The sequence below is a fragment of the Niallia yueguangensis genome, from assembly GCF_052663115.1.
Window position 1 is genome coordinate 44,822 of record NZ_JBQTCX010000021.1, and the last position, 22,344, is coordinate 67,165.

18 protein-coding genes are annotated in these 22,344 nt (G+C 35.7%); 16 read left to right on the forward strand and 2 right to left on the reverse strand.

Features of this window, described 5'->3' with window-relative positions; genetic code table 11:
- Nucleotides 1-150 precede the first annotated feature (150 nt).
- The 6 genes from ACTYA4_RS17155 (at nucleotide 151) to spoIVB (ending at nucleotide 9,007) form a co-directional block, all read left to right on the forward strand.
- On the forward strand, nucleotides 151-1,317 hold the full coding sequence (locus ACTYA4_RS17155; RefSeq protein WP_445505770.1) for an RNA-guided endonuclease InsQ/TnpB family protein: 1,167 nt from the start codon (nucleotides 151-153) through the stop codon (nucleotides 1,315-1,317).
- A 773-nt stretch (nucleotides 1,318-2,090) separates the two neighbouring features.
- Nucleotides 2,091-3,983, forward strand: coding sequence for a 1-deoxy-D-xylulose-5-phosphate synthase (gene dxs / locus ACTYA4_RS17160; protein WP_443480169.1), 1,893 nt, complete (start codon nucleotides 2,091-2,093; stop codon nucleotides 3,981-3,983).
- 7 nt (nucleotides 3,984-3,990) lie between these two features.
- A complete protein-coding gene (locus tag ACTYA4_RS17165) occupies nucleotides 3,991-4,830 on the forward strand; it encodes a TlyA family RNA methyltransferase (protein WP_443480090.1) in 840 nt (279 codons plus the stop codon).
- 437 nt (nucleotides 4,831-5,267) lie between these two features.
- Nucleotides 5,268-5,717, forward strand: coding sequence for a transcriptional regulator AhrC/ArgR (gene ahrC / locus ACTYA4_RS17170; protein WP_443480089.1), 450 nt, complete (start codon nucleotides 5,268-5,270; stop codon nucleotides 5,715-5,717).
- Nucleotides 5,718-5,732: 15 nt separating this feature from the next.
- Complete coding sequence (gene recN, locus ACTYA4_RS17175; protein ID WP_443480088.1) at nucleotides 5,733-7,421, forward strand: DNA repair protein RecN; 1,689 nt, start codon at nucleotides 5,733-5,735, stop codon at nucleotides 7,419-7,421.
- A 293-nt stretch (nucleotides 7,422-7,714) separates the two neighbouring features.
- Complete coding sequence (gene spoIVB / locus ACTYA4_RS17180) at nucleotides 7,715-9,007, forward strand: SpoIVB peptidase (protein ID WP_443480087.1); 1,293 nt, start codon at nucleotides 7,715-7,717, stop codon at nucleotides 9,005-9,007.
- A 231-nt stretch (nucleotides 9,008-9,238) separates the two neighbouring features.
- Here the strand turns inward: spoIVB and ACTYA4_RS17185 are convergent, their stop codons facing one another.
- Nucleotides 9,239-10,150, reverse strand: a complete 912-nt coding sequence (locus ACTYA4_RS17185) for a 1,4-dihydroxy-2-naphthoate polyprenyltransferase (protein ID WP_443480086.1) — start codon at nucleotides 10,148-10,150, stop codon at nucleotides 9,239-9,241.
- Between the two features lie 653 nt (nucleotides 10,151-10,803).
- Here ACTYA4_RS17185 and spo0A point away from each other — a divergent pair.
- Both spo0A and ACTYA4_RS17195 read left to right on the forward strand, forming a co-directional pair.
- Nucleotides 10,804-11,595: a sporulation transcription factor Spo0A gene (spo0A, locus tag ACTYA4_RS17190; RefSeq protein ID WP_443480085.1), complete on the forward strand. Its 792-nt coding sequence runs from the start codon at nucleotides 10,804-10,806 to the stop codon at nucleotides 11,593-11,595.
- Nucleotides 11,596-12,442: 847 nt separating this feature from the next.
- Nucleotides 12,443-12,643 (forward strand): cold-shock protein, encoded by a 201-nt coding sequence (locus ACTYA4_RS17195; protein WP_443480084.1) that lies wholly within the window; start codon nucleotides 12,443-12,445, stop codon nucleotides 12,641-12,643.
- A 158-nt stretch (nucleotides 12,644-12,801) separates the two neighbouring features.
- Here ACTYA4_RS17195 and ACTYA4_RS17200 read toward each other — a convergent pair whose 3' ends face one another.
- The gene (locus tag ACTYA4_RS17200; protein WP_443480083.1) at nucleotides 12,802-12,942 is read right to left on the reverse strand and encodes a YycC family protein; all 141 of its coding nucleotides are present in this window, start codon (nucleotides 12,940-12,942) and stop codon (nucleotides 12,802-12,804) included.
- 40 nt (nucleotides 12,943-12,982) lie between these two features.
- Here ACTYA4_RS17200 and ACTYA4_RS17205 point away from each other — a divergent pair, with 40 nt between their 5' ends.
- The 8 genes from ACTYA4_RS17205 to ACTYA4_RS17240 all read left to right on the forward strand — a co-directional run bounded on the left by ACTYA4_RS17205 (nucleotide 12,983) and on the right by ACTYA4_RS17240 (nucleotide 22,100).
- On the forward strand, nucleotides 12,983-13,717 hold the full coding sequence (locus ACTYA4_RS17205) for a glycerophosphodiester phosphodiesterase (protein WP_445505771.1): 735 nt from the start codon (nucleotides 12,983-12,985) through the stop codon (nucleotides 13,715-13,717).
- A 244-nt stretch (nucleotides 13,718-13,961) separates the two neighbouring features.
- Nucleotides 13,962-15,617 (forward strand): sigma 54-interacting transcriptional regulator, encoded by a 1,656-nt coding sequence (locus ACTYA4_RS17210; protein ID WP_443480081.1) that lies wholly within the window; start codon nucleotides 13,962-13,964, stop codon nucleotides 15,615-15,617.
- 15 nt (nucleotides 15,618-15,632) lie between these two features.
- Nucleotides 15,633-16,718 carry a butyrate kinase gene (gene buk, locus ACTYA4_RS17215; RefSeq protein WP_443480080.1) on the forward strand — a complete coding sequence of 362 codons (1,086 nt, stop codon included), beginning with the start codon at nucleotides 15,633-15,635 and terminating at the stop codon, nucleotides 16,716-16,718.
- Nucleotides 16,719-16,736: 18 nt separating this feature from the next.
- On the forward strand, nucleotides 16,737-18,158 hold the full coding sequence (gene lpdA / locus ACTYA4_RS17220; protein ID WP_443480079.1) for a dihydrolipoyl dehydrogenase: 1,422 nt from the start codon (nucleotides 16,737-16,739) through the stop codon (nucleotides 18,156-18,158).
- A 40-nt stretch (nucleotides 18,159-18,198) separates the two neighbouring features.
- Nucleotides 18,199-19,200 carry a thiamine pyrophosphate-dependent dehydrogenase E1 component subunit alpha gene (locus tag ACTYA4_RS17225; RefSeq protein WP_443480168.1) on the forward strand — a complete coding sequence of 334 codons (1,002 nt, stop codon included), beginning with the start codon at nucleotides 18,199-18,201 and terminating at the stop codon, nucleotides 19,198-19,200.
- On the forward strand, nucleotides 19,201-20,184 hold the full coding sequence (locus ACTYA4_RS17230) for an alpha-ketoacid dehydrogenase subunit beta (RefSeq protein ID WP_443480078.1): 984 nt from the start codon (nucleotides 19,201-19,203) through the stop codon (nucleotides 20,182-20,184). It begins immediately after the preceding gene.
- A gap of 80 nt (nucleotides 20,185-20,264) precedes the next feature.
- Nucleotides 20,265-21,524 (forward strand): dihydrolipoamide acetyltransferase family protein, encoded by a 1,260-nt coding sequence (locus ACTYA4_RS17235; protein ID WP_443480077.1) that lies wholly within the window; start codon nucleotides 20,265-20,267, stop codon nucleotides 21,522-21,524.
- 141 nt (nucleotides 21,525-21,665) lie between these two features.
- Nucleotides 21,666-22,100, forward strand: a complete 435-nt coding sequence (locus tag ACTYA4_RS17240) for a BrxA/BrxB family bacilliredoxin (protein WP_443480167.1) — start codon at nucleotides 21,666-21,668, stop codon at nucleotides 22,098-22,100.
- Nucleotides 22,101-22,344: the final 244 nt, after the last annotated feature.

Genomic DNA, 22,344 nt, shown 5'->3' on the forward strand with positions numbered 1-22,344 from the left:
ATAGTTGAGCGAGAAGACTCCTTCCTCAAGGAACGAAGAGAGTAGGTGGGAGATGAATCGCCTTCTTTTTTTTGTTTAAAAGAAGATATAACTGGAACGCTTGTTCTTGTTTTGGTAAAATATTCTTATCAAAAGAAGGAGGTGAAACAAATGCCAACCATTACGATTAAACTGCCCTTGTTTCAACCAACAAAAGTGAAAGAAAAGATGTATGAAATGATGCGACAAAACTTTTCGGAAGCTTGTAATATAGCTATTCAATACAAAAAAGAAAATCCTGCAGTAACAAAGTCGGAATTAGATAAAAGATTAGCTCCTATTGAACTTCCTTCTACCCTCATTCAAGAAGCTAGAAAACTGGCACTTAGTCGATACGAAGACTGGAAAAAGAATAAGAAAACGAAAGGCTTTCCTTCTTTTCGCAGAAGAATATCCATTCTATTTAATAACCAGAATTGGAGGTTAAGACAGGATAATGGTTATCTTAAGTTGGGAATTCCTACAATGGAGAAGGGAAATCTTACAATAGATAAATACGTTCCTTTAAAGACCAATGCGTATACTCTTTTTTGGATTGGTTTTCTTTTGACGGGAGAAATGGACAAAAACTCTTCATTCTTTCAAACATCCTATGATAATATCTCCAAATTAAAAAAGGGAAACGGACAATTGTTCAATAAGAAAGGAAAATGGTATTTTTCTTTTGCACTTTCGTTTGAATTAGAGAAAAAGTCTACAGGTACAAAATCTATTGGGGTTGATAGAGGACTAAAATATATTGCGGTAGCCGGAGATAGGGAAACAAGTCAGTATATTCATTTTAACGGAAAACAGGTTGGTCATATTCGTACGAAGTTTTTTAAACTTCGCAGAAAATTACAAAAAGCGAAAAATACGAAAGCGTTGAAACGATTAGAAAATAAAGAACAACGTATCATTCAATACTGGAATCATGTCATCTCAAAGAAAATAGTTCAGTTTGCTAAAGATTGTGGTGCTTCTATCATTAAAATCGAAGACCTCTCTTCTATTCGTTCTATGAAAAAATATTGGAAAAAAAGCGACAGAAATATTCATTCCTGGGCATTCTTTGACTTAGAAACAAAACTTATCTACAAAGCACAATTAGCCGAGCTGGAAGTGCAAAAAGTAGATCCGTACAAAACGAGTCAAGAATGCTCCATATGTGGACATACACAAAAAAAGAACCGTCGAGGCTCTTTGTATACATGTTCGTGTGGACATAAACAAAATGCAGATGTCAATGCAAGTTTTGTTATTTCTACACGACCATCAAAAGATATAACTGCGGCTTAAAACCGCTGTAAAGGATTTAATGTCCTTTACAAGGCTCCTGACTGAGCTGTACACCTAACTGATGATTCCCTACCGTTCTTTGTTGTTGGAAACAACGTGCGGAATGGGAGGAAGTAACGGTAACACCAAAGGCACTGACGGTTTGTAACGCAGTGAAATCCCTTTGGAATCCCCTTCCTCAAAAAACGTTAAGATTTTAGGTGGGGGAGGATGTCAAATCATATATACAGATACAAGGAAAAAATCTCTCCACAAAAAGCGATTCATTCGTTTGTTTGCGGAGAGATTTTTGTAAAGAAGCAATAGTGTTGAACAACTAAGCTGATCATCTTTTTTTGTAGGCGTTATATTTTCTTCATATATCTGTTTAAAAACAACTAAAATAAAGAATAGTACATTACTGTACACAGAGTGTCGAAAAAATATAAATAGAACATTCCAGCCTGAGTACGTTCCAGTTCCTTTCTTTTTCTTTTGATTCATAGGAAATGACTTACTGTTAGGTGAATACAATGGTATAATACATATTTAGTGTAGTAAAATTAGGATTCAAGTTAAAAATGCGGTATTGTTAAAGGACGAATAATTAATTGAAATAACAAAAGGGAAGTTATTAATAAATAGATCCTGTATAAGAGGATATTCAAAAAGGCACCAAATGATAAGTGGCGAAACTCTTTGTTGGCGTACTGTTAATTTGTTACCTTTTTGAAGACGTACTATGAACATGATATATGGACGCTTTATTACAAGAGGAAAGTGAGTTGTTAAAAATGGATTTATTGTCTATAAAGAATCCATCTTTTTTAAAAACATTATCGATTGAGGAGCTGGAAGAACTAAGTGAAGATATTCGTCATTTTTTAATCAATCAGCTGTCAGAGACTGGAGGACATATTGGTCCAAATCTGGGCGTTGTTGAACTGACGATTGCTTTGCATAAATGTTTTGATAGTCCAAAAGATAAAATGATTTGGGATGTAGGCCATCAATCTTATGTGCATAAAATATTAACTGGACGTGCAAAAGATTTTAATACGCTGCGACAATATAAAGGCTTATCTGGATTCCCTAAAATGAATGAAAGTGAACATGATGTATGGGAAACTGGCCATAGCTCTACTTCCTTATCTGCTGCAATGGGCATGGCAGTTGCCAGAGATTTAAAAAAAGAAGATTCTTATATTATTCCAATTATTGGGGATGGTGCGTTAACAGGTGGAATGGCACTAGAAGCATTGAACCATATTGGCGATGAAAAAAAGAATATGATTGTCATCTTAAATGATAATGAAATGTCGATTGCTCCAAATGTAGGAGCACTGCATCAAGTTTTAGGCAGATTAAGAACAGCTGGCAAATACCAATGGGTAAAAGATGAATTAGAAATGCTTATGAAAAAAATACCGGCTGTCGGCGGCAAGCTTGCAGCAACAGCAGAAAGAATAAAAGACAGTTTAAAGTATTTACTTGTTTCAGGTGTGTTTTTTGAAGAATTAGGTTTTACGTATTTGGGGCCAGTAGATGGACATAATTATGAAGACTTAATTGAACAATTAAATTATGCGAAAAAAACAGAAGGACCGGTATTATTGCATGTTCTTACCAAAAAAGGAAAAGGTTTTTCTCCTGCTGAAAAAGATAAAATTGGTACATGGCATGGAACAGGGCCTTATAAAATTGAAACAGGTGATTTAATTAAACCGATTAATCCACCGATAGCTTGGAGTAAGTTGGTAAGTGATACTGTATTGCGATTAGCGCGTAAAGATGAAAGAATTGTTGCGATAACACCTGCTATGCCTGTCGGGTCAAAATTAGAAAGCTTTGCGAAAGAGTTCCCAGACCGTATGTTGGATGTCGGAATTGCCGAACAGCATGCTGTAACTTTGGCTGCCGGTCTTGCAACACAGAAAATGAAGCCGTTTTTGGCGATTTATTCTACTTTCCTTCAAAGAGCTTATGATCAAGTGCTTCATGATGTTTGTCGCCAAAAATTAAATGTGTTTATTGGCATTGATCGAGCTGGTTTAGTCGGCGCTGATGGAGAAACACATCAAGGTGTTTATGATATTGCCTTTTTACGTCATATGCCTAATTTAGTGTTGATGATGCCAAAGGATGAAAACGAAGGTCAGCATATGGTTCATACCGCTATTCAATATAATGATGGTCCCATTGCGATGCGTTTTCCTCGAGGCAACGGGTTAGGTGTTAAAATGGATAAAACATTAAAAACCATTCCAATCGGATCATGGGAAGTAGTAAAAGAGGGAACAGATGCAGCTATTTTAACATTCGGCACAACCATTGAAATGGCCTTGCAGGCGAGCAGCATGTTAGAAAAGCAAGGGGTATCTGTAAAAATAATCAATGCAAGATTTATTAAACCGTTGGATGAAAAAATGCTGTTTGAATTATTAAACATGCAAATGCCAATCTTAACGATTGAAGAAGCGGTTCTTCAAGGTGGATTTGGAAGTTATGTATTAGAATTTGCACATGAGCAAGGATTTGTTTCTAGTGTGATTGATCGAATGGGAATTCCAGATGAATTTATTGAACATGGAGATGTAACTTCCCTTTTAAATGAAATCAACTTTAATACAGAAGAAGTAGTAAAAAGAATTGCAACTATTGCAAGAAAAAAACAAAAAAGGGCATAAAAACAGGATGAAGAAAGAACGTGTAGATGTTTTATTAGTAGAACAAGGATTATTTGAAACAAGGGAAAAAGCAAAAAGAGCGATTATGGCTGGCATTGTTTATTGTCAAGAAACAAGATTAGATAAGCCAGGGGAAAAAATCAGCAGTGATGTAACCTTAACAGTAAAAGGAAAAGCGTTAAAATATGTTAGCCGAGGCGGATTAAAACTAGAAAAAGCACTTCAAGTATTTGATGTAAATATGGAAAATAAAGTACTGCTTGATATCGGTTCTTCCACAGGTGGATTCACCGATTGCGCCTTGCAAAATGGAGCGAAAATGTCTTATGCGGTTGATGTCGGCTATAACCAGCTTGCATGGAAGTTAAGACAGGATGAACGGGTTCATGTAATGGAAAGAACAAACTTCAGATATGTTACACCTGCCGACTTAGCAGGAGAAATGCCAAATATTGCGTCCATTGATGTTTCCTTTATTTCATTAAAATTAATACTGCCCGTATTAAAGACACTTCTAGTGCCTAAAAGTGATGTCATTGCCCTTGTAAAACCACAGTTTGAGGCTGGCCGTGAACAAGTTGGCAAAAAAGGCATTGTGAGAGACCGTAAAGTACATGAAGCAGTATTAGAAAAAATAATTGATTTTGCAGTAAATGAAGGATATGAAGTGAAAAATATGTCATTTTCTCCTATAACAGGCGGAGATGGAAATATTGAGTTTTTGCTTCATTTGCATTGGGATGCCGAGCAGTCGATGGCCGTACAGGAAAAGACATACCCTATTAAAGAAACGGTTGATCAAGCGCATGAAGAATTGAAATCTAAAAAGGAAAAAGAAGAAGAATAAGCTTTATTGACACTCTGAGGAATAAGCTTTTACTTATTCCTCAGGCTGTTGAAAAACGTTCGCTCTCTTTGTCACTCCCCGTTTTTTGCGGTGCTCATTACCCGGTAAAAGAGGATGAACGACTAAATTCGCAACGTCCTGTTGCAACGTCGTTCTGACCAACATCCTGTTAGCCGCCGCTCCTCAAAAAGGGTCGTTCCTCGATAGACAAACGTTTTCAATCAGCCTGAAAGTTTGTAGTCTTACTTTTTCGACACTCTGAGGAATAAGCTTTTACTTATTCCTTTTTGCAATACATAAAATTAAATGAAAAAACATGTATAATATTCATTAATAAATATACAATGAAAAGAATAAAGAGGATTTTTGTCAAAAAACAGCGAAATAAAGGTAGAGCAAAAAACAACAGTGCAATTATTATTTAAAGGGTGAAAAGAATGAATAAAGGCCAGAGGCATATAAAAATACGTGAAATCATAACAAATAATGAAATAGAAACACAAGATGAATTAGTGGATGAGTTAAAGAATGCAGGCTTTAATGTAACACAAGCGACCGTATCCAGGGATATTAAAGAATTACATTTAGTAAAAGTCCCGTTGATAGATGGAAGATACAAATACAGTTTGCCTGCAGATCAACGATTTAATCCGCTGCAAAAGCTGAAAAGAATCATGGTGGACTCTTTTGTAAAAATAGATTCAGCAGAAAATTTATTAGTATTAAAGTCCCTTCCAGGAAATGCACAAGCTATTGGGGCTTTAATTGATAATTTAGACTGGGATGAAATTTTAGGGACGATTTGTGGAGATGATACATGTTTAATCATTTGCAGAACGACAGAGGACGGAAAAACGATAACAAATCGTTTTCTTGATATGCTTTAAAAGAGGTGACATCTTTTGTTAAGTGAATTATCCATTAAAAATTTTGCAATAATTGAAAGTCTGGCTATTTCTTTTACTAAAGGATTAACGGTGCTAACAGGAGAAACTGGTGCAGGAAAATCGATTATCATCGATGCCATTAATCTTTTAGTAGGAGGAAGAGGTTCTTATGAATTTGTTCGTCATGGAGAAGATAAAGCAGAGATTGAAGGGTTATTTTATATCGATGAGGGACATCCCTGTTTTCGCAAGCTGCAGGAATGTGGAATTGATATTGAAGAAGGTACTATTATATTAAGAAGAGATATTTCTATATCCGGAAAAAGTGTTTGTAGAATTAATGGGAAGCTGATTACTATATCCATATTACGGGAAATCGGCTCAAGCTTAATTGATATTCATGGTCAGCATGAACATCAAGAACTGATGGATGAAACAAAGCATCTAGCGCTATTAGATACATTTGCAATGGAAGTTATATCACCAGTGTTTAAAAAGTATGAACATATATATCGTTCTTATAATCAAACAAATAAAAAGCTGTTGAATTTAACGGAAAATGAACAGCAAATGGCTCAACGATTGGATTTATTGCAATTTCAACATAGTGAGATTATAAATGCGAATTTGCAAAAAAATGAAGATGAAGAACTACTGGAAGAAAGAAAAAGGCTGTTAAACTTTGAACGTATTTTTGATAGCATTCAAACGGGCTACACTGCGTTAAAAGGAGATCAAAAAGGATTAGACTGGATTGGCGAAGTAATGGGGCACTTAGAAGAAGCTGCTAGTTTAGATACAGAATATAAAGAGATGGCTGAATCGGTGTCTAACAGCTATTATCTGTTAGAAGATGTTGCCAGTAAACTCCGCAGCAGCTTAGATTTTCTAGAATATGATCCAGAGCGTTTAAATCAAATAGAAACCCGTTTAAATGAAATAAACATGCTAAAGCGAAAATATGGAAAAACGGTAGACGAGATTGTGCAATATGCGGCAAAAATAGAAGAAGAGCTAGAGACATTACAAAATAAAGAAACACATATAGAGAAACTAGAAAAAGAACTAGCAAGCATCCATAAAGATTTAATCGTGCAAGCAAATGAGTTAACCTCATTGCGAAAACAAGCAGCAGAGCGGTTGACAGATGATATTCATAAAGAATTAAAAGAGCTATATATGGAAAAAACTGTTTTTGAAGTAAGGTTTATATCAGCTGAAGACAATATAACAAAAAATGGTGTAGATGAAGTAGAATTTTATATTTCCACAAACCCAGGTGAACCATTAAAACCTTTATCAAAAATTGTATCAGGCGGAGAATTATCGAGAATGATGCTCGCGTTAAAAAGCATTTTTTCCAAGCACCAAGGCATTACATCGATAATTTTTGATGAAGTGGATACAGGGGTAAGCGGTAGAGTGGCTCAAGCGATTGCTGAAAAAATTGCGAATGTTTCTTTCGATTCACAAGTACTTTGCATCTCGCATTTGCCCCAAGTAGCTGCAATAGCTGATACGCATTTATTTATTGCAAAAAACATTCAGGATGGCAGAACCTCGACAACTGTTTGTCCATTATCAAAACATGATAAAGTGAAAGAAATTGCACGGATGATTTCGGGAGCAGAAATAACGGAATTAACAAAAAAGCATGCAAAAGAGCTGTTAAAATTAGCGCAAAAAGCTAAGAATAAAGAATAAATAATAAAAACCTCTGTAAATCAGAGGTTTTTATTATTTATTTTTGATGTATTTCATTTTTATTTTGAATCAATTTTTATGTTTTATTCATTTTTTGGAAATAATGAATTGGTATAAATAAACAAACTTTGGTTTGAAGATGTTTCAGATATATCCCATTTAAAAAATTTCTATTACTATCCAAAGTGGGTAGGTTTTTTATAGTTTTTCAAGTAATAATTGATCTTCATGAAGGCAAAGTTATATATGTAGCCAATAATCATGGTGAACAAGAAGCGAGGAGAGTGAGTGGTTTGAAAAAAGACTTCCTTAGAAAAATAATTGGTGGAATTCTCCTTGTTTCATTAATTTCTTTATGTTTTAGTAATTCCTTTCGAGCATATCTTCATATACCAAAAAGCATCACTCTTTTTGAAGGGCAGAATGCAGAAATCTCTATGTCTGCAATTCCTGCTACAGCGCAGTTAACAGATGACAATTCTGTTATAGCTTTAAGTCAGGATGAACATATCTTTTCTTTACATGGTGAAGAAAATGGCAAAAATGAAATGGTATTAGAGCTTGCAGGCATTCCGATAAAAAAAGTGGATGTGAATGTATTAAAAGATTTTAAAGTAATCCCTGGTGGACAGTCCATCGGTGTAAAACTAAATACAGTTGGCGTATTAGTTGTAGGTCATCATCAAGTGAATACAGAAGAAGGCAAAGAATCCCCAGGAGATAAAGCAGGGATTAAAGTAGGCGATTTGATTACTGAAATCAATGGAAAAGAAATCGAAAAAATGTCAGATGTTGCTCCATTTGTACAAAGTGCAGGAAATTCAGGAGATGCATTAAATTTAACGATTATTAGAGATAATAAACAAATAAAAACAAAACTTTTACCTTTAAAAGAAAAAGGTGAAAATTCCTATAAATTAGGATTATATATTCGGGATTCAGCTGCAGGTATTGGAACTATGACGTTTTATCATCCAGAAACAAAAAAATATGGAGCTTTAGGACATGTTATTTCCGATATGGATACGAAAAAACCAATTGTAGTAGATGACGGAGAGATTGTACGTTCTACTGTAACAAGCATTGAAAAAGGAAGCAGTGGAAACCCAGGTGAAAAATTAGCCCGTTTTTCCTCAGATAAAGAAGTGATTGGGAATATTACGACAAATAGTCCTTTCGGGATTTTTGGCGAACTAAATAAAGAAATGTCTAATGGCATAATGGATACTCCAATGCCGATTACTTTAGCAGATCAGGTGAAAGAAGGTCCAGCACAAATATTAACTGTAGTGGATAATGATCAAGTAAAGTTATTTGATATTGAAGTAGTTAGTTCTATTCCGCAGAAATTCCCTGCAACAAAAGGATTAGTTATTAAAGTAACTGATAAAGAATTATTGAAAAAAACTGGCGGAATCGTGCAAGGAATGAGTGGAAGTCCGATCATTCAAGACGGCAAAGTAATTGGAGCTGTTACACATGTATTTGTTAATGATCCAACGAGTGGATATGGCGTTCATATTGAATGGATGTTAAATGAAGCAGGCATTAATATTTACGAAAATGGAAAGCAGAAAGCCTCTTAAATCATGGCTGTGTTAAACTTGCCTGTTGATTGCAGCGAGAGGCATTGGCAGTCCGGGAGCCTCCTCGGCGCTGTGCGCTTGTGGGCTCTCCCTTTGACTCGCTTTTCCCGCAGGAGTCTCACGCTTTCCGCTCCAATCAACAAAGTATCAAAATCAACAATTAGCTTTAACACAATAAAAAAGGTAAAAAATGCTGAATACCAGCACTTTTTACCTTTTTTAATACCGTTTTTATAAAGTCAAGTATTGGAGTATCAACCCGATGGATAGAAAAAAACCAAATAATGTGTTCGTTAATGCAGTGGATTTCATTGCAACAGGTGTTTGACTGCGGTCTCCTTTAAAACCGATAATAGCTTGAATTGGCTTTTTAATGCTGCATAACACAATCAGTACCCAAGGACTAAAGAGACCAAATAAAATTAGGGCAATAATCCAAATATAGGATAAGGCAAAAAGGACAGCTAATAAAGTGACTGCTTTGTCATAACCAATCAAAATGGCAATTGTTTTGCGTCCACCTAAAATATCTTCATCGATATCTCGAATGTTATTAGCTAAGTTTATGGAACCAACTAAAAACGCAATCGGTACAGAAATAAGCATACTTTGTATATTAATCATATTTGTTTGAATATAAAATGATACTAAAACAAATATAGATCCCATACAAACACCTGAAAATAATTCACCAAAAGGGGTATAGGCAATTGGCAGCGGCCCTCCTGTATATAAATAACCGATAGCCATTCCGAAAAGTCCAACGAGGGCAATCCACCAGCTGCTGCTTATACATATATAAATGCCAAGCAATAAGGAGACACCATATAACATCAGTGCATATTGTAATACGGTTCTGGGCTTCATCCCATGGCGAACAATCGCTCCACCAATACCTACTGAATCAACTGTATCTAAACCCCTGATAAAATCATAATATTCATTAAACAAGTTTGTGGCGATTTGAATAAACAAACAAGCAAATAACATAGCTAGAAATATGCTTATATTAATCGGTTCATATTGCATAGCTAATACGGTTCCAATTAAAACAGGAATAAAGGAAGCGGTTAAAGTATGGGGCCTTGTCAGCTGCCACAGCACTTTACGTCTAGGCTGAAGTTCTCTTGTAACATTTTCCATAAAAAAATCCTTTCTATATAAGTAAAAAATAATTATTTAAAACAAAAATAGTGATTAAAGTCCAACTCTTATAATAACGTAAGAATCTATTTTTCAACAAGAAATTATTCATCATTTCGCCATAATTTTTTTATGACAATATATTTTATAAGTTATTGTTGTATTTTATTCGCATATTGTATAGAAATAAAGTATAAAAATATACTCGTAAAGATTATTCGACAAAAACGATTATGAAGAAAGATGAAATGATCGAATGAGGTCGAAAACAATAGAAAATAAGGGAAAAATAATGATTTTCTAAATTTTTCAAGAAATTTTAATAAACGCAAAGGAATTTTAGTTACTTTGTCGAAATTGTCAATTAGAATAAAGAAAAGCACAGACGCCTTAATCAGCCCCGAGGAAAAATGTTCTCTTGCCTCAAAAAGTGTTTTTAACTCTTAGAGGCAAGAGGTTATCTTTCAAAGGGGCTAGGCGCCGGCCGGCTAAATACCCACAGAGGAAAATCGACTAAGTACGCCACGTCCTGTGGCAACGCCGGCACTTGTACGTCCTGTACGTCGTAGCTAAACACTCATCTAAATTGAAAAATTTTATACTATCTTACCTTTTAAAAAAAAGTGACGATGGACTGAGGGAGGAAATTATAATTGAAAAAAATAAAAGTATGTGTTGTTGATGATAATAGAGAATTAGTTGGATTATTAGAAGAATATATAGATTCTCAAGACGACATGGAAGTTGTAGGAGTTGCGCACAATGGCCAGGAATGCTTAGAGTTGATTGAACAGATTGAACCAGATGTGATGGTTTTGGATATTATTATGCCTCATCTTGACGGGTTAGCAGTATTGGAAAGAATGAGAGAGATGAAATTAGCCAGTATTCCGAATGTTATTATGTTAACAGCATTTGGCCAAGAAGACGTAACGAAAAAAGCGGTTGAGCTTGGTGCATCCTATTTTATTCTAAAACCATTTGATATGGATTATTTAGCAAGTCATATCCGTCAAGTAAGCGGAAAATCAAACGGATTTATAAGAAAAAGTCAACCATCTTACAGACCGCAGCAGCAAGAATCAAAACCGCGAAATCTTGATGCAAGCATTACAAGCATTATTCATGAAATAGGAGTGCCTGCTCATATTAAAGGTTATTTATATTTAAGAGAAGCTATTTCCATGGTATATAATGATATTGAATTATTAGGATCGATCACGAAAGTATTGTATCCGGATATCGCTAAAAAATACAATACAACAGCAAGCCGTGTCGAACGTGCCATCCGCCATGCCATTGAAGTTGCTTGGAGTCGCGGCAATATCGACAGCATCTCTTCTTTGTTTGGCTATACAGTATCTATGTCAAAAGCAAAACCTACAAATAGTGAATTCATTGCAATGGTTGCAGATAAATTAAGGCTGGAACATAAGGCTAGTTGAGAGGGTTAGTGGCGCAATGTCATCAAGTTAAGTTTCAAAAAACAGGAAAATAAGTAGCTAATTAGGAAGTAAGGGTTTCCGTTCTGTTCTCCGAGGCTTACCGCTCGCTTTCCACGGGGCGAGCGCCGAGCCTCCTCGTCGCTATGCTCCTGTGGGGTCTCGTCTTTCTCGCTAATCCCGTAGGAGTCGAGCGGATGCCTCTCCAAACAAATGGGGTATTTCTTTGACATAAAGGATATCCAATAAATAGGATATTAAAAAAGGCAATAGGATGCCCGGGCTTTTAAAGACGTATTTACCTATAAAACGATGGGTATACCTTTATAACGGTAATTTTTAAGCTTGTGATTCTGCGCGGACAACCTCTCACTAGAGAGATGTGAACATTCCAATGGAAGGATTGCTGCGTAGGGGATCACAGGTAGCCCTGGTAACTCCAGCCCTATGGTGAGCTCCTCTAGAGACCGAAAGACATAGGTGTCGTGCTAGATCCTTGCCAGCGAAGGGTCGGATAGATCTTTTCAATGTTTCTAAAAGGAGTTATCCTTTACCTCGAGAAATTTACGATAAATAATACTTTGGTATGATTTGTTATGGTTTAGAGGGAGCTGGTATAAAATCCCCACCTGATTTCCTGATGTTTCAAATTGATGAAATGAGTTCGATTCACTAGTTCTATAAAAATGTTTTACAAAACAATGACTGTTAAAATTTGCTTTCCATACTTTAAACTGTTATGATTAGATTGTATTATTTTTGTTCCATTATAAGAGAAGGTTTCTTTTCTACATAAGAACAAGGATAGTGTTATTATATTGTGTGTGAAACACATAGGAGGAAAATAAACATGGCTACAGGTAAAGTTAAATGGTTTAATGCAGAAAAAGGTTTCGGATTTATCGAATCTTCTGAAGGAAACGATGTATTTGTACATTTCAGCGCTATTCAAACTGATGGATTTAAAACATTAGAAGAAGGTCAAGAAGTATCTTTTGATATAGAAGAAGGTCAACGTGGCCCTCAAGCTGCTAACGTTGTTAAAGCTTAATTTACTGATCTGAACAAAAAAACAGACGCTATCCATTGGTTAGTGTCTGTTTTTTTTTGTCTTTGCTCTTTTAAATGATAATAATGTTTAAGGGAGTGGATTCCCTGACCTTTTGAAAATCAACAATGGAATTTAACAGATCCTTTGTTTTAAATGATTTATTTATTTTCATCCTTTTGCAGCAGCATAAGTTTTTGAACAAGTATATGCTGAGGCATGTGCATAATCTGTTCTAAAGGTACGTTTAGTTTTTCTGCAAGTTTTAATGCTGTTTCTGGTGATAATTGTAATGGTTTCATAAACATTTCCCCCGATAATAAAATGTTAGGATGTGTCTTCATGTCACTTATTTTTGCTCATCGTGGATATTCAGCTCAATTTCCTGAAAATACAATGATTGCATTTCAGCAAGCAAAAGAAGCTAATGCTGATGGAATTGAATTAGATATTCAAATGACAAAAGATGGTGAGTTAGTAATAATTCATGATGAAAAAGTGGATCGAACAACAAGTGGATCCGGTTATGTGAAAGAGCTTTCTTTTAAAGAAATTCGAACACTAGATGCTGCTTATAAATATAAAGGAAAGCTACACAAAGTGCAAATTCCTGCATTAGAGGAATTTTTGGAATGGATAAAGCCTACAGCGCTAACTTGCAACATTGAATTTAAGAATAATCTTTTTGTTTATGCGGGAATGGAAGACAAAGCAATTGAACTAGTTAGACGGTATGGACTTAGTGAACGAGTAATTTTTTCATCTTTTAATCATTACAGTATTGTTAATAGCTATCGACTAGCACCTGAAATCGAAACAGCACCATTATTTTCCGACGGTATATATCAACCTTGGATTTATGCAGAGGCAATTAAAGCAACAGGCATCCACCCGAATCATCGTTTATTAAACAGTCAAATAATAAAAGCCTCGGAGAATTATGGCATAAAAGTTAGAGCATATACCGTAAATAATGAAAAAAGATTGCAATATCTTTTAGAAAGCGGCATCTCTGCTGTGATAACAGACGATCCTGTACTTGCAAAGAATGTCGTGAGTAGACTAAAAAATACGTAAAACCTTCTTATCAAAAGAAGGTTTTTTTTGTAAAGATAAAAAAGTATAAAAATTCGAACCTATGTTTAGTGCCTAGTTTCGGGGTTGAGCAAGGCACCTGCACTTTTCTTGATAAGACTGAATATTTTGCAATTGAGAAAAAATTTGCATGTAAGCTTGAAAGTGATTATAGTATAACTATGAAATAAATTGCACGGTGGATAATGAATTAGAAAATCTATGCAAAAAGAGAGGCTTTTGCACGATGCAATATTCTTTACAAATAGATTGTATTTTTAATGAAATAAAGCAAGGTATTATTCTGGTGAATAAAAACGGTACAATCATTCTTTTAAATGAGGAAGCGGCAAAACTAATTGGATCAACAAAAAGCAACGCGCTCGGAAAACATATATTAGAGGTTGTAGCAAACAGTGGTTTACCACGTGTTTTACAAACAGGAAAAAAGGAAATAGGAAAAGGATTTGTTTTAGCATCTAACTGTAAAGTACGCATATCAAGAATTCCTTTATTTAATAAACAGAAACAAACGATAGGTGCGATTGCTTACTTTACAAATGTTTGGAACGATAAAGAAGATTGGTATGATCAAGAAAATTTGCAAGCTATAGTAGAAATGCTTATTCAAAATACAGAAGCGGCCATATCAATAACAGATGAAAAAGCAAACAGTATGATGAAAAATACTGCATACAGCCAATTAACCGAAAATACAAATGCAGATGGCGATGATAAGCAGTCAGAAATATACAGCAAGCTTTCAGAATCGATGCATCAAAAAGTTCTACAAACACGAAGAAGCCAACAAATTGTAAAAAAAAATCATCAACAGTCCATAAAAATGGATGACTTCCCTGTTATCATCGATGGGAAATTAAAAGGAAGCATGCAAATTATTCAAGATCAATCACATCTATTGCAATTACAAAATGAACTGAAAATGGTTCGAAGTTTTATTCGTGCCTTAGAAGAAAAATACATATTTGATGATATCATTAGCGATGCTCTAACCATGCAACTCCCACTTCAACAAGGAAAAATCGCATGTGATACAGATTGCCCAGTTCTTATTAGAGGAGCTGCTGGGACGGGGAAAAAAATGTTTGCAAGCGTAATACATCATGCAAGTAACCGAAAATACAATAGATTTGTTGTCATTCCTTGCATCAACACTTCTGAAAAAGAACTAGAATCCATATTATTCGGAACAATTAATGGAAATGATAGGGAAGAAACGAATACTATTTTACAAAAAGAATGGAATGGAACCGTATATTTAGATGAAATTAGTTTCCTTCCAATAAAATTGCAGCAAAAATTACTGCAATTTTTACAAAGCAATGACAGAATAAGAATTATAGCTGGATCTTCTGAAAATATGGAAAAATCAATGATAAAAGGCGATTTTTTAGAGCAATTATATTATGAGTTGAACAGAATAAGCATTCACTTGCCTTTATTGAATAACCGAAAAGAAGATATTCCACTGTTAACAAAAAACTTTGTTCAGCAGTTGAATCATGAATATGGCCGTTCCATCTCGGTAGAACTAGAAGTATTTCAAGCGCTTGAGCAATATCATTTTACTAGCAATGTGAAAGAGCTAAAGGCAATTCTTCAGCTTTCGATGGCAAAGATGGATAAAACCGAAACTGTGTTAACGAAAAACAATTTATGTTTTGCTCCTCAACAACCTACAAAAGACAAAGATCTTTTATTTATCGAAGAGGAAGAAAGTGTAGAAGACAAGCCGCTGTCGATTTTAGTGGAAAACTACGAAAAAGTGATTATTGAAAAAGCGTTAAGAAAAAATGATGGCAATAAAACGTTAACGGCAAAGTCATTAGGGCTGTCTGTACGTAATTTATATTACAAGTTAGAAAAATATGGACTTGGTTAAAAGGGAGGAAGTGGGGTGACGCAAAATAAATTCCGAATCTTAGTGATTAATCCGAAAACGTCTTCCACCAATATAGCATTGTATCAAAATGAAATTCCTTTATTAACAGGTACTGTTTATCATTCTAATAGTCATGGGCAGTCGTATTCACCTGTTGCTGCACAATACAAAGATCGAACAGAAATGATTTTAAACTATTTGGTTGAAAAAGAAATAAATCTTTCGAAGCTGGATGCAGTTTGTGGCAGAGGCGGTTTGTTATGTGCAATGGAAGGTGGAACCTATCACATAAATGAAAAAATGCTTGAAGATTTAAAAACAGGTTATGGAGGAGATCATCCTTCTAACTTAGGTGGGATTATTGCGTATGAGATTGCTTCTGGCTTAAATATTCCTTCCTATATTGTAGATCCTGTCGTAGTCGATGAGTTAGAAGACGTTGCTAGAATATCAGGATATCCGGGTATTGAAAGAAGAAGTGTTTTTCATGCGCTTAATCATAAAGCATGCGGCAGACGAGCTGCATCAGAACTTGGCCAACATTATGAGGAAGTGAATCTGATAGTTGCTCATTTAGGGGAAGGGATTACAGTGGGTGCCCATCGAAATGGCAAAGTCATCGATGTGAATAATGGTTTAAATGGAGAAGGACCTTTCACATTAGAACGAACTGGCACCATTCCTCCAGGTGATTTAATCGATTTATGTTATTCAGGGAATTTTACTTATTCAGAAATGAAACAAGAGCTTCTTTATAATGGAGGAGTAAAAGGTTATTTATATACAAATGATTTAACAGCAGCAGAAAAGGCAGTTGAGGAAGGTGATCAAAATGCTTCTTTCATCCTAACTGCGTTGGCGTATCAAATCGCAAAAGAGATTGGCAGTATTAGCACCGTACTAGACGGAAAAGTAGATGCGATTGTTTTGACAGGAAGGCTTGCAAATAGTGAAGTGTTAGTGAAAAAAATAATAAATAAAATAATGTGGATTGCAGATTGTTTTGTATATCCTGGAGAAAACGAATTGCAGTCGTTAGCGGAAGGCTGTTTACGAGTGTTAAGAAAAGTAGAAGATGCCAAAAAGTATCATCATAAATAAGAGAAGGGTGTGGGAAAAATGGCAAATGAATACGATGTAGTAATTTTAGGTGGTGGAACAGGTGGATATGTTGCTGCAATTCGAGCATCACAATTAGGGTTGAAAACAGCGATTGTTGAAAAAGGAAAGCTTGGTGGAACTTGTTTGCATCACGGCTGCATTCCTAGTAAGGCGTTGCTTCGCAGTGCAGAAGTATACCGTACGGCAAAAAACAGTGCAGATTTTGGGGTATTGACGTCAGATGTAAGCATCAATTTTACGAAAATACAAGAGCGTAAAAATGCCATCATTCAGCAATTGTTTCAAGGTGTTCAATATTTAATGAAAAAAGGAAAAATCGATGTTTACGAAGGAACAGGAAGAATATTAGGGCCGTCTATTTTTTCTCCTATTCCTGGAACGATATCTGTTGAAATGAACAATGGAGAAGAAAATGAATTGCTTGTTCCAAAAAATGTGATTATCGCAACTGGTTCAAGACCAAAAACACTAAATGGTCTTAAGGTGGATGGTGAATATGTAATCAGTTCCGAAGAAGCACTGCAAATGGAAACATTGCCTAAATCGGTTATTATTGTCGGCGGTGGTGTGATTGGAGTCGAGTGGGCGTCCATGCTTTCCGACTTTGGTGTACAGGTTACGCTTTTAGAATACAGTAGTCATCTGATTCCTACAGAAGATAAAGAGATTTCAAAGGAACTTCAGAAACTATTAGAGAAAAAAGGCGTAAAAGTTGTAACAGGTGCAAAAGTTTTGCCAGATACATTATCAATAAACGGTTCCGTCTCCATTCATGCAGAATATCAACAAGAGCAGCAGACTTTTTATGGAGAAAAGCTATTGGTATCAGTTGGACGTATAGCCAATACTGAAGGCATTGGTTTAGAAAATACAGAGGTTGTCATAGAGAAAGATGTCATTCAAACAAATAAATTTTATCAAACAAAAGAAAGCCATATTTATGCAGTAGGAGATGTTATTGGTGGTCTGCAGCTTGCCCATGTTGCTTCTCATGAGGCGATAAAAGCAATCGAGCATATTGCTGGGCTGAATCCTGAGAAAATAGATGATAAAAAAGTGCCGAAATGTATTTATACAAGCCCAGAAATTGCAAGCATTGGTTTAACTGAAGAAGAAGCAAAAGAAAAAGGCTATAACATCAAAAAAGGAAAATTTTCATTTAAAGCGATAGGTAAAGCGTTAGTTTACGGTGAGCATGAAGGATTTGTCAAAATCATTTCAGATAGTAAAACAGATGATCTGCTTGGGGTACATATTATTGGCCCACATGCAACGGATATGATTGGAGAAGCAGCTTTGGCAAGTGTGTTGGATGCAACTGCTTGGGAAATCGGCTCCACTATCCATGCCCATCCAACCTTAACAGAAGCAATTGGAGAAGCGGCACTTGCAGTCGATGGTAATGCCATTCATGGGTGAAAAATTAAGTATGGAAAAAATAGGAGGTACTAAAATGGTTATGGTCACAAATCGCCATAAAGAAATAGGATTAACGGATGAGCAAGTTTTAGCAATGTATGAAAAAATGCTGCTTGCACGCAGAATAGATGAAAGAATGTGGTTATTGAACCGCTCAGGAAAAATTCCATTTGTAGTATCTTGCCAAGGTCAAGAAGCTGCACAAGTTGGGGCGGCGTTTGCTTTTGATAACAGCAAAGATTATATCCTCCCTTATTATCGTGATTTAGGTGTTGTTTTATCATTTGGGATGACGGCTAAAGATATTATGTTATCTGGATTTGCCAAAGCGGAAGACCCGAATTCAGGTGGAAGGCAAATGCCTGGTCATTTTGGACAAAAAAGCAATCGAATCGTAACAGGATCTTCTCCTGTAACGACACAAGTTCCTCATGCAGTCGGCATTGCGCTTGCAGGAAAAATAGAAAAAAAAGATTTTGTTACTTTTGTAAGTTTTGGGGAAGGTTCATCCAACCAAGGCGATTTTCATGAAGGGGCAAATTTTGCTGGCGTACATAAACTCCCAGTAATCTTTGTCTGTGAAAACAATAAATATGCCATTTCTGTACCAATCGAAAAGCAGCTAGCATGTGAAAAAGTTTCTGATCGTGCAATAGGTTATGGCATGCCAGGTTTCACGGTGGACGGAAATGATCCGATTGAAGTATACCGAGTAACAAAAGAAGCGGTCGATAGGGCAAGAAGAGGAGAAGGGCCTACACTAATTGAAACGGTTTCTTACCGGTTAACGCCTCATTCTTCGGATGATGATGATAGAAGCTATCGAGGCAGAGAAGAAGTAGCAGCTGCAAAAGCGAATGATCCGGTTATTACATTTAAAGAATATTTATTAAATACTAACGTGTTGACAGAAGAAATGGACAAAGAACTAAATGATAAGCTTATGCAAATAATTAATGAAGCAACCGAGTATGCAGAAAAGGCACCGTATGCACAGCCGGAAGATACACTTAAATATGTTTATGGAGAAGGTGAAAGGTAAATGGCAGTAATTTCGTATATTGATGCTGTTACAATGGCAATTCATGAAGAAATGGAAAGAGATGAAAAAGTATTTGTTTTAGGGGAAGATGTTGGCGTAAAAGGCGGCGTGTTTAAAGCGACTGCGGGGTTATATGAAAAATTTGGGGAAGAAAGAGTAATAGATGCACCACTTGCAGAATCTGCGATTGCTGGTGTTGGAATAGGCGCGGCAATGTATGGCCTTAAACCAATCGCTGAAATGCAGTTTGCTGATTTTATTATGCCCGCTGTTAACCAAATCGTATCAGAAGCAGCAAAAATCCGCTATCGAAGCAATAATGATTGGACATGTCCAATCGTTATTCGAGCACCATATGGCGGTGGGGTTCATGGCGCATTGTATCATTCACAATCGGTAGAAGCGATGTTTGCGAATACACCTGGTTTAAAAATCGTGATGCCATCGACACCTTATGATGTAAAAGGTTTATTAAAGGCGGCAGTTCGTGATCCTGATCCTGTCCTGTTTTTTGAACATAAACGTGCCTATCGTTTAATAAAAGGGGAAGTGCCAGAAGAAGACTACGTTTTGCCAATCGGCAAAGCAGATGTTAAACGTAATGGAGAAGATATTACGGTTATTACATATGGTTTATGTGTTCATTTTGCCCTTCAAGCAGCAGAAAAATTAGCAGATGATGGTATTTCTGTTCATGTGTTAGATTTAAGAACTGTTTATCCTCTTGATCAAGAAGCAATAATCGAAGCTGCTTCTAAAACGGGGAAAGTATTATTAATTACAGAAGACAATAAAGAAGGAAGTATTATAAGTGAAGTCTCTGCAATCATTGCTGAACATTGTTTATTTGATTTAGATGCACCGATTATGCGACTTGCTGGAGATGAGGTTCCAGCTATGCCATATGCTCCAACAATGGAAAAATATTTTTTAGTCAATCCGGAAAAAGTCGAACATGCCATGAGAAAGTTAGCTGAATTTTAAATAGGAAAGAAAGTGGAAAGCATACGACTCTAAACGGGTGCTTACACTTTTCTTACAAAACTAACATGGAGGGTAATAGGATGTCGATTGAAAAAATAACAATGCCTCAATTGGGGGAAAGTGTTACAGAAGGTACGATTAGCAAATGGCTCGTCTCAAGCGGAGATCAAGTAAATAAGTATGATCCTTTAGCTGAGGTTATAACAGATAAAGTGACTGCTGAAATTCCATCCTCTTTTACGGGCGTTATTACAGAGTTAATTGCTAAAGAAGAGGAAACACTACAAGTCGGAGAAGTGATTTGTACAATGGAAGTAGCAGAAGAAGAAACGAAAGTAGAAGAAGTTCTGGAAGAAAAAGTAGCGGCAAAAGAAGAAAAATCAGAACAGAAGTTAGATAATAAACTTCGGTATTCTCCGGCTGTTTTACGATTATCACAGCAAGAAGGTATTGATTTAACGACTGTAAATGGCACTGGTGCAGGAGGACGAATTACTCGTAAAGATGTATTAAAGGCAATAGAGACTAAAACACTAGAACCTGCCAATGATAGCACGCCAAAAGCACCTCAACATGAAACAAAGGTAGAATCATTACCACCAGCTCCACAAGAAGCTGTGATTCAACAGCCGCTAAACACAGGAGATACAGAAATCCCTGTAACAGGCTTGCGCAAAGCGATCGCTGCAAATATGCTGAAAAGTAAACATGATATTCCGCATGCTTGGACGATGATAGAGGTGGATGTTACTAGCCTCGTAAATTACCGGAATCAAATAAAAGATTCGTTTAAAGCATCAGAAGGATTTAATTTAACATTTTTTGCTTTTTTCGTAAAAGCAGTTGCACGAAGTTTAAAAGAATTTCCAGAATTGAATTCTACTTGGGCAGGAGATAAAATTATCCGCAAAAAAGATGTGAATATTTCTATCGCAGTTGCAACAGAAGATGCTTTATTTGTACCTGTCATTAAAAATGCAGATGAAAAATCAATAAAAGGCATTGCGAAAGAAATTGTAGAACTTGCTAATAAAGCACGGACAGGCAATCTTTCATTAGATGAAATGCAAGGTGGTACATTTACGGTCAATAATACAGGCTCTTTCGGCTCTATCCAATCAATGGGAATCATTAATCATCCTCAAGCTGCAATTCTACAAGTAGAATCGATTGTGAAAAGACCAGTGATAAAAAATGGTATGATTGCGATAAGTGATATGGTAAATTTATGTTTATCGTTGGATCATCGCGTCTTAGACGGATTAGTTTGTGGGAGATTTTTACAAAGAGTAAAAGAATTATTAGAAAATACCGATGAAAAAAGCACTCCAATTTATTAATGATAAAAGAGGTCTCATTTAAAAACAGATTTATTGAAACTTTTCCGATTATTGATAATAATGAATGTACAGATAAAATTTTTGCAAATCAGAACAAGTGTTTTTCGATAATTATGCAGACAAAGGAGCTAACCAATGAATATGAATATGAATTTCAATTTTTTTATGAATGATGTTGTCCGCCGAGCCCGTGAAGAGATAGTGGAAGCAGGATATAAGGAATTAACCACAACTGAAGCCGTTGATGAAACACTTGCTCAAAAAGGAACTACCCTTGTGATGATTAATTCTGTATGCGGATGTGCTGGAGGAATTGCTCGTCCTGCTGCAAAATATTCTCTGCAATATAATAAAAAACCAGATCAATTAGTTACTGTCTTTGCAGGACAAGATAAAGAAGCAACAGAAAAAGCTAGATCTTATTTTACTGGCTACGCACCTTCATCCCCATCATTTGCTTTATTAAAAGATGGGAAAATACTTACAATGATTGAAAGACATGAAATCGAAGGTCATGAACCAATTCAAGTAGTGGAAAAGCTGCAGCAGGCATTTGAAACTTATTGTGAAGAATAAATAATAATTATCTTAAAAAAGCTTTTTTAATGTAGGGCAATGAAGATCGAAATCTTTGTTGTCCTTTTTATTACGCTGGAAAATGGGTTTTACTATTCAGAAATAATCTAATCCATCCAAGTAGTCAGAAAAATCAAATAATTATATTTTTTCAAAATAATAATTCATTGTATGGATTTGTATAAATTCTATTGAATAATTATTCGGATATGATAAAATGCATAGTGTTGTATGAATATAATCG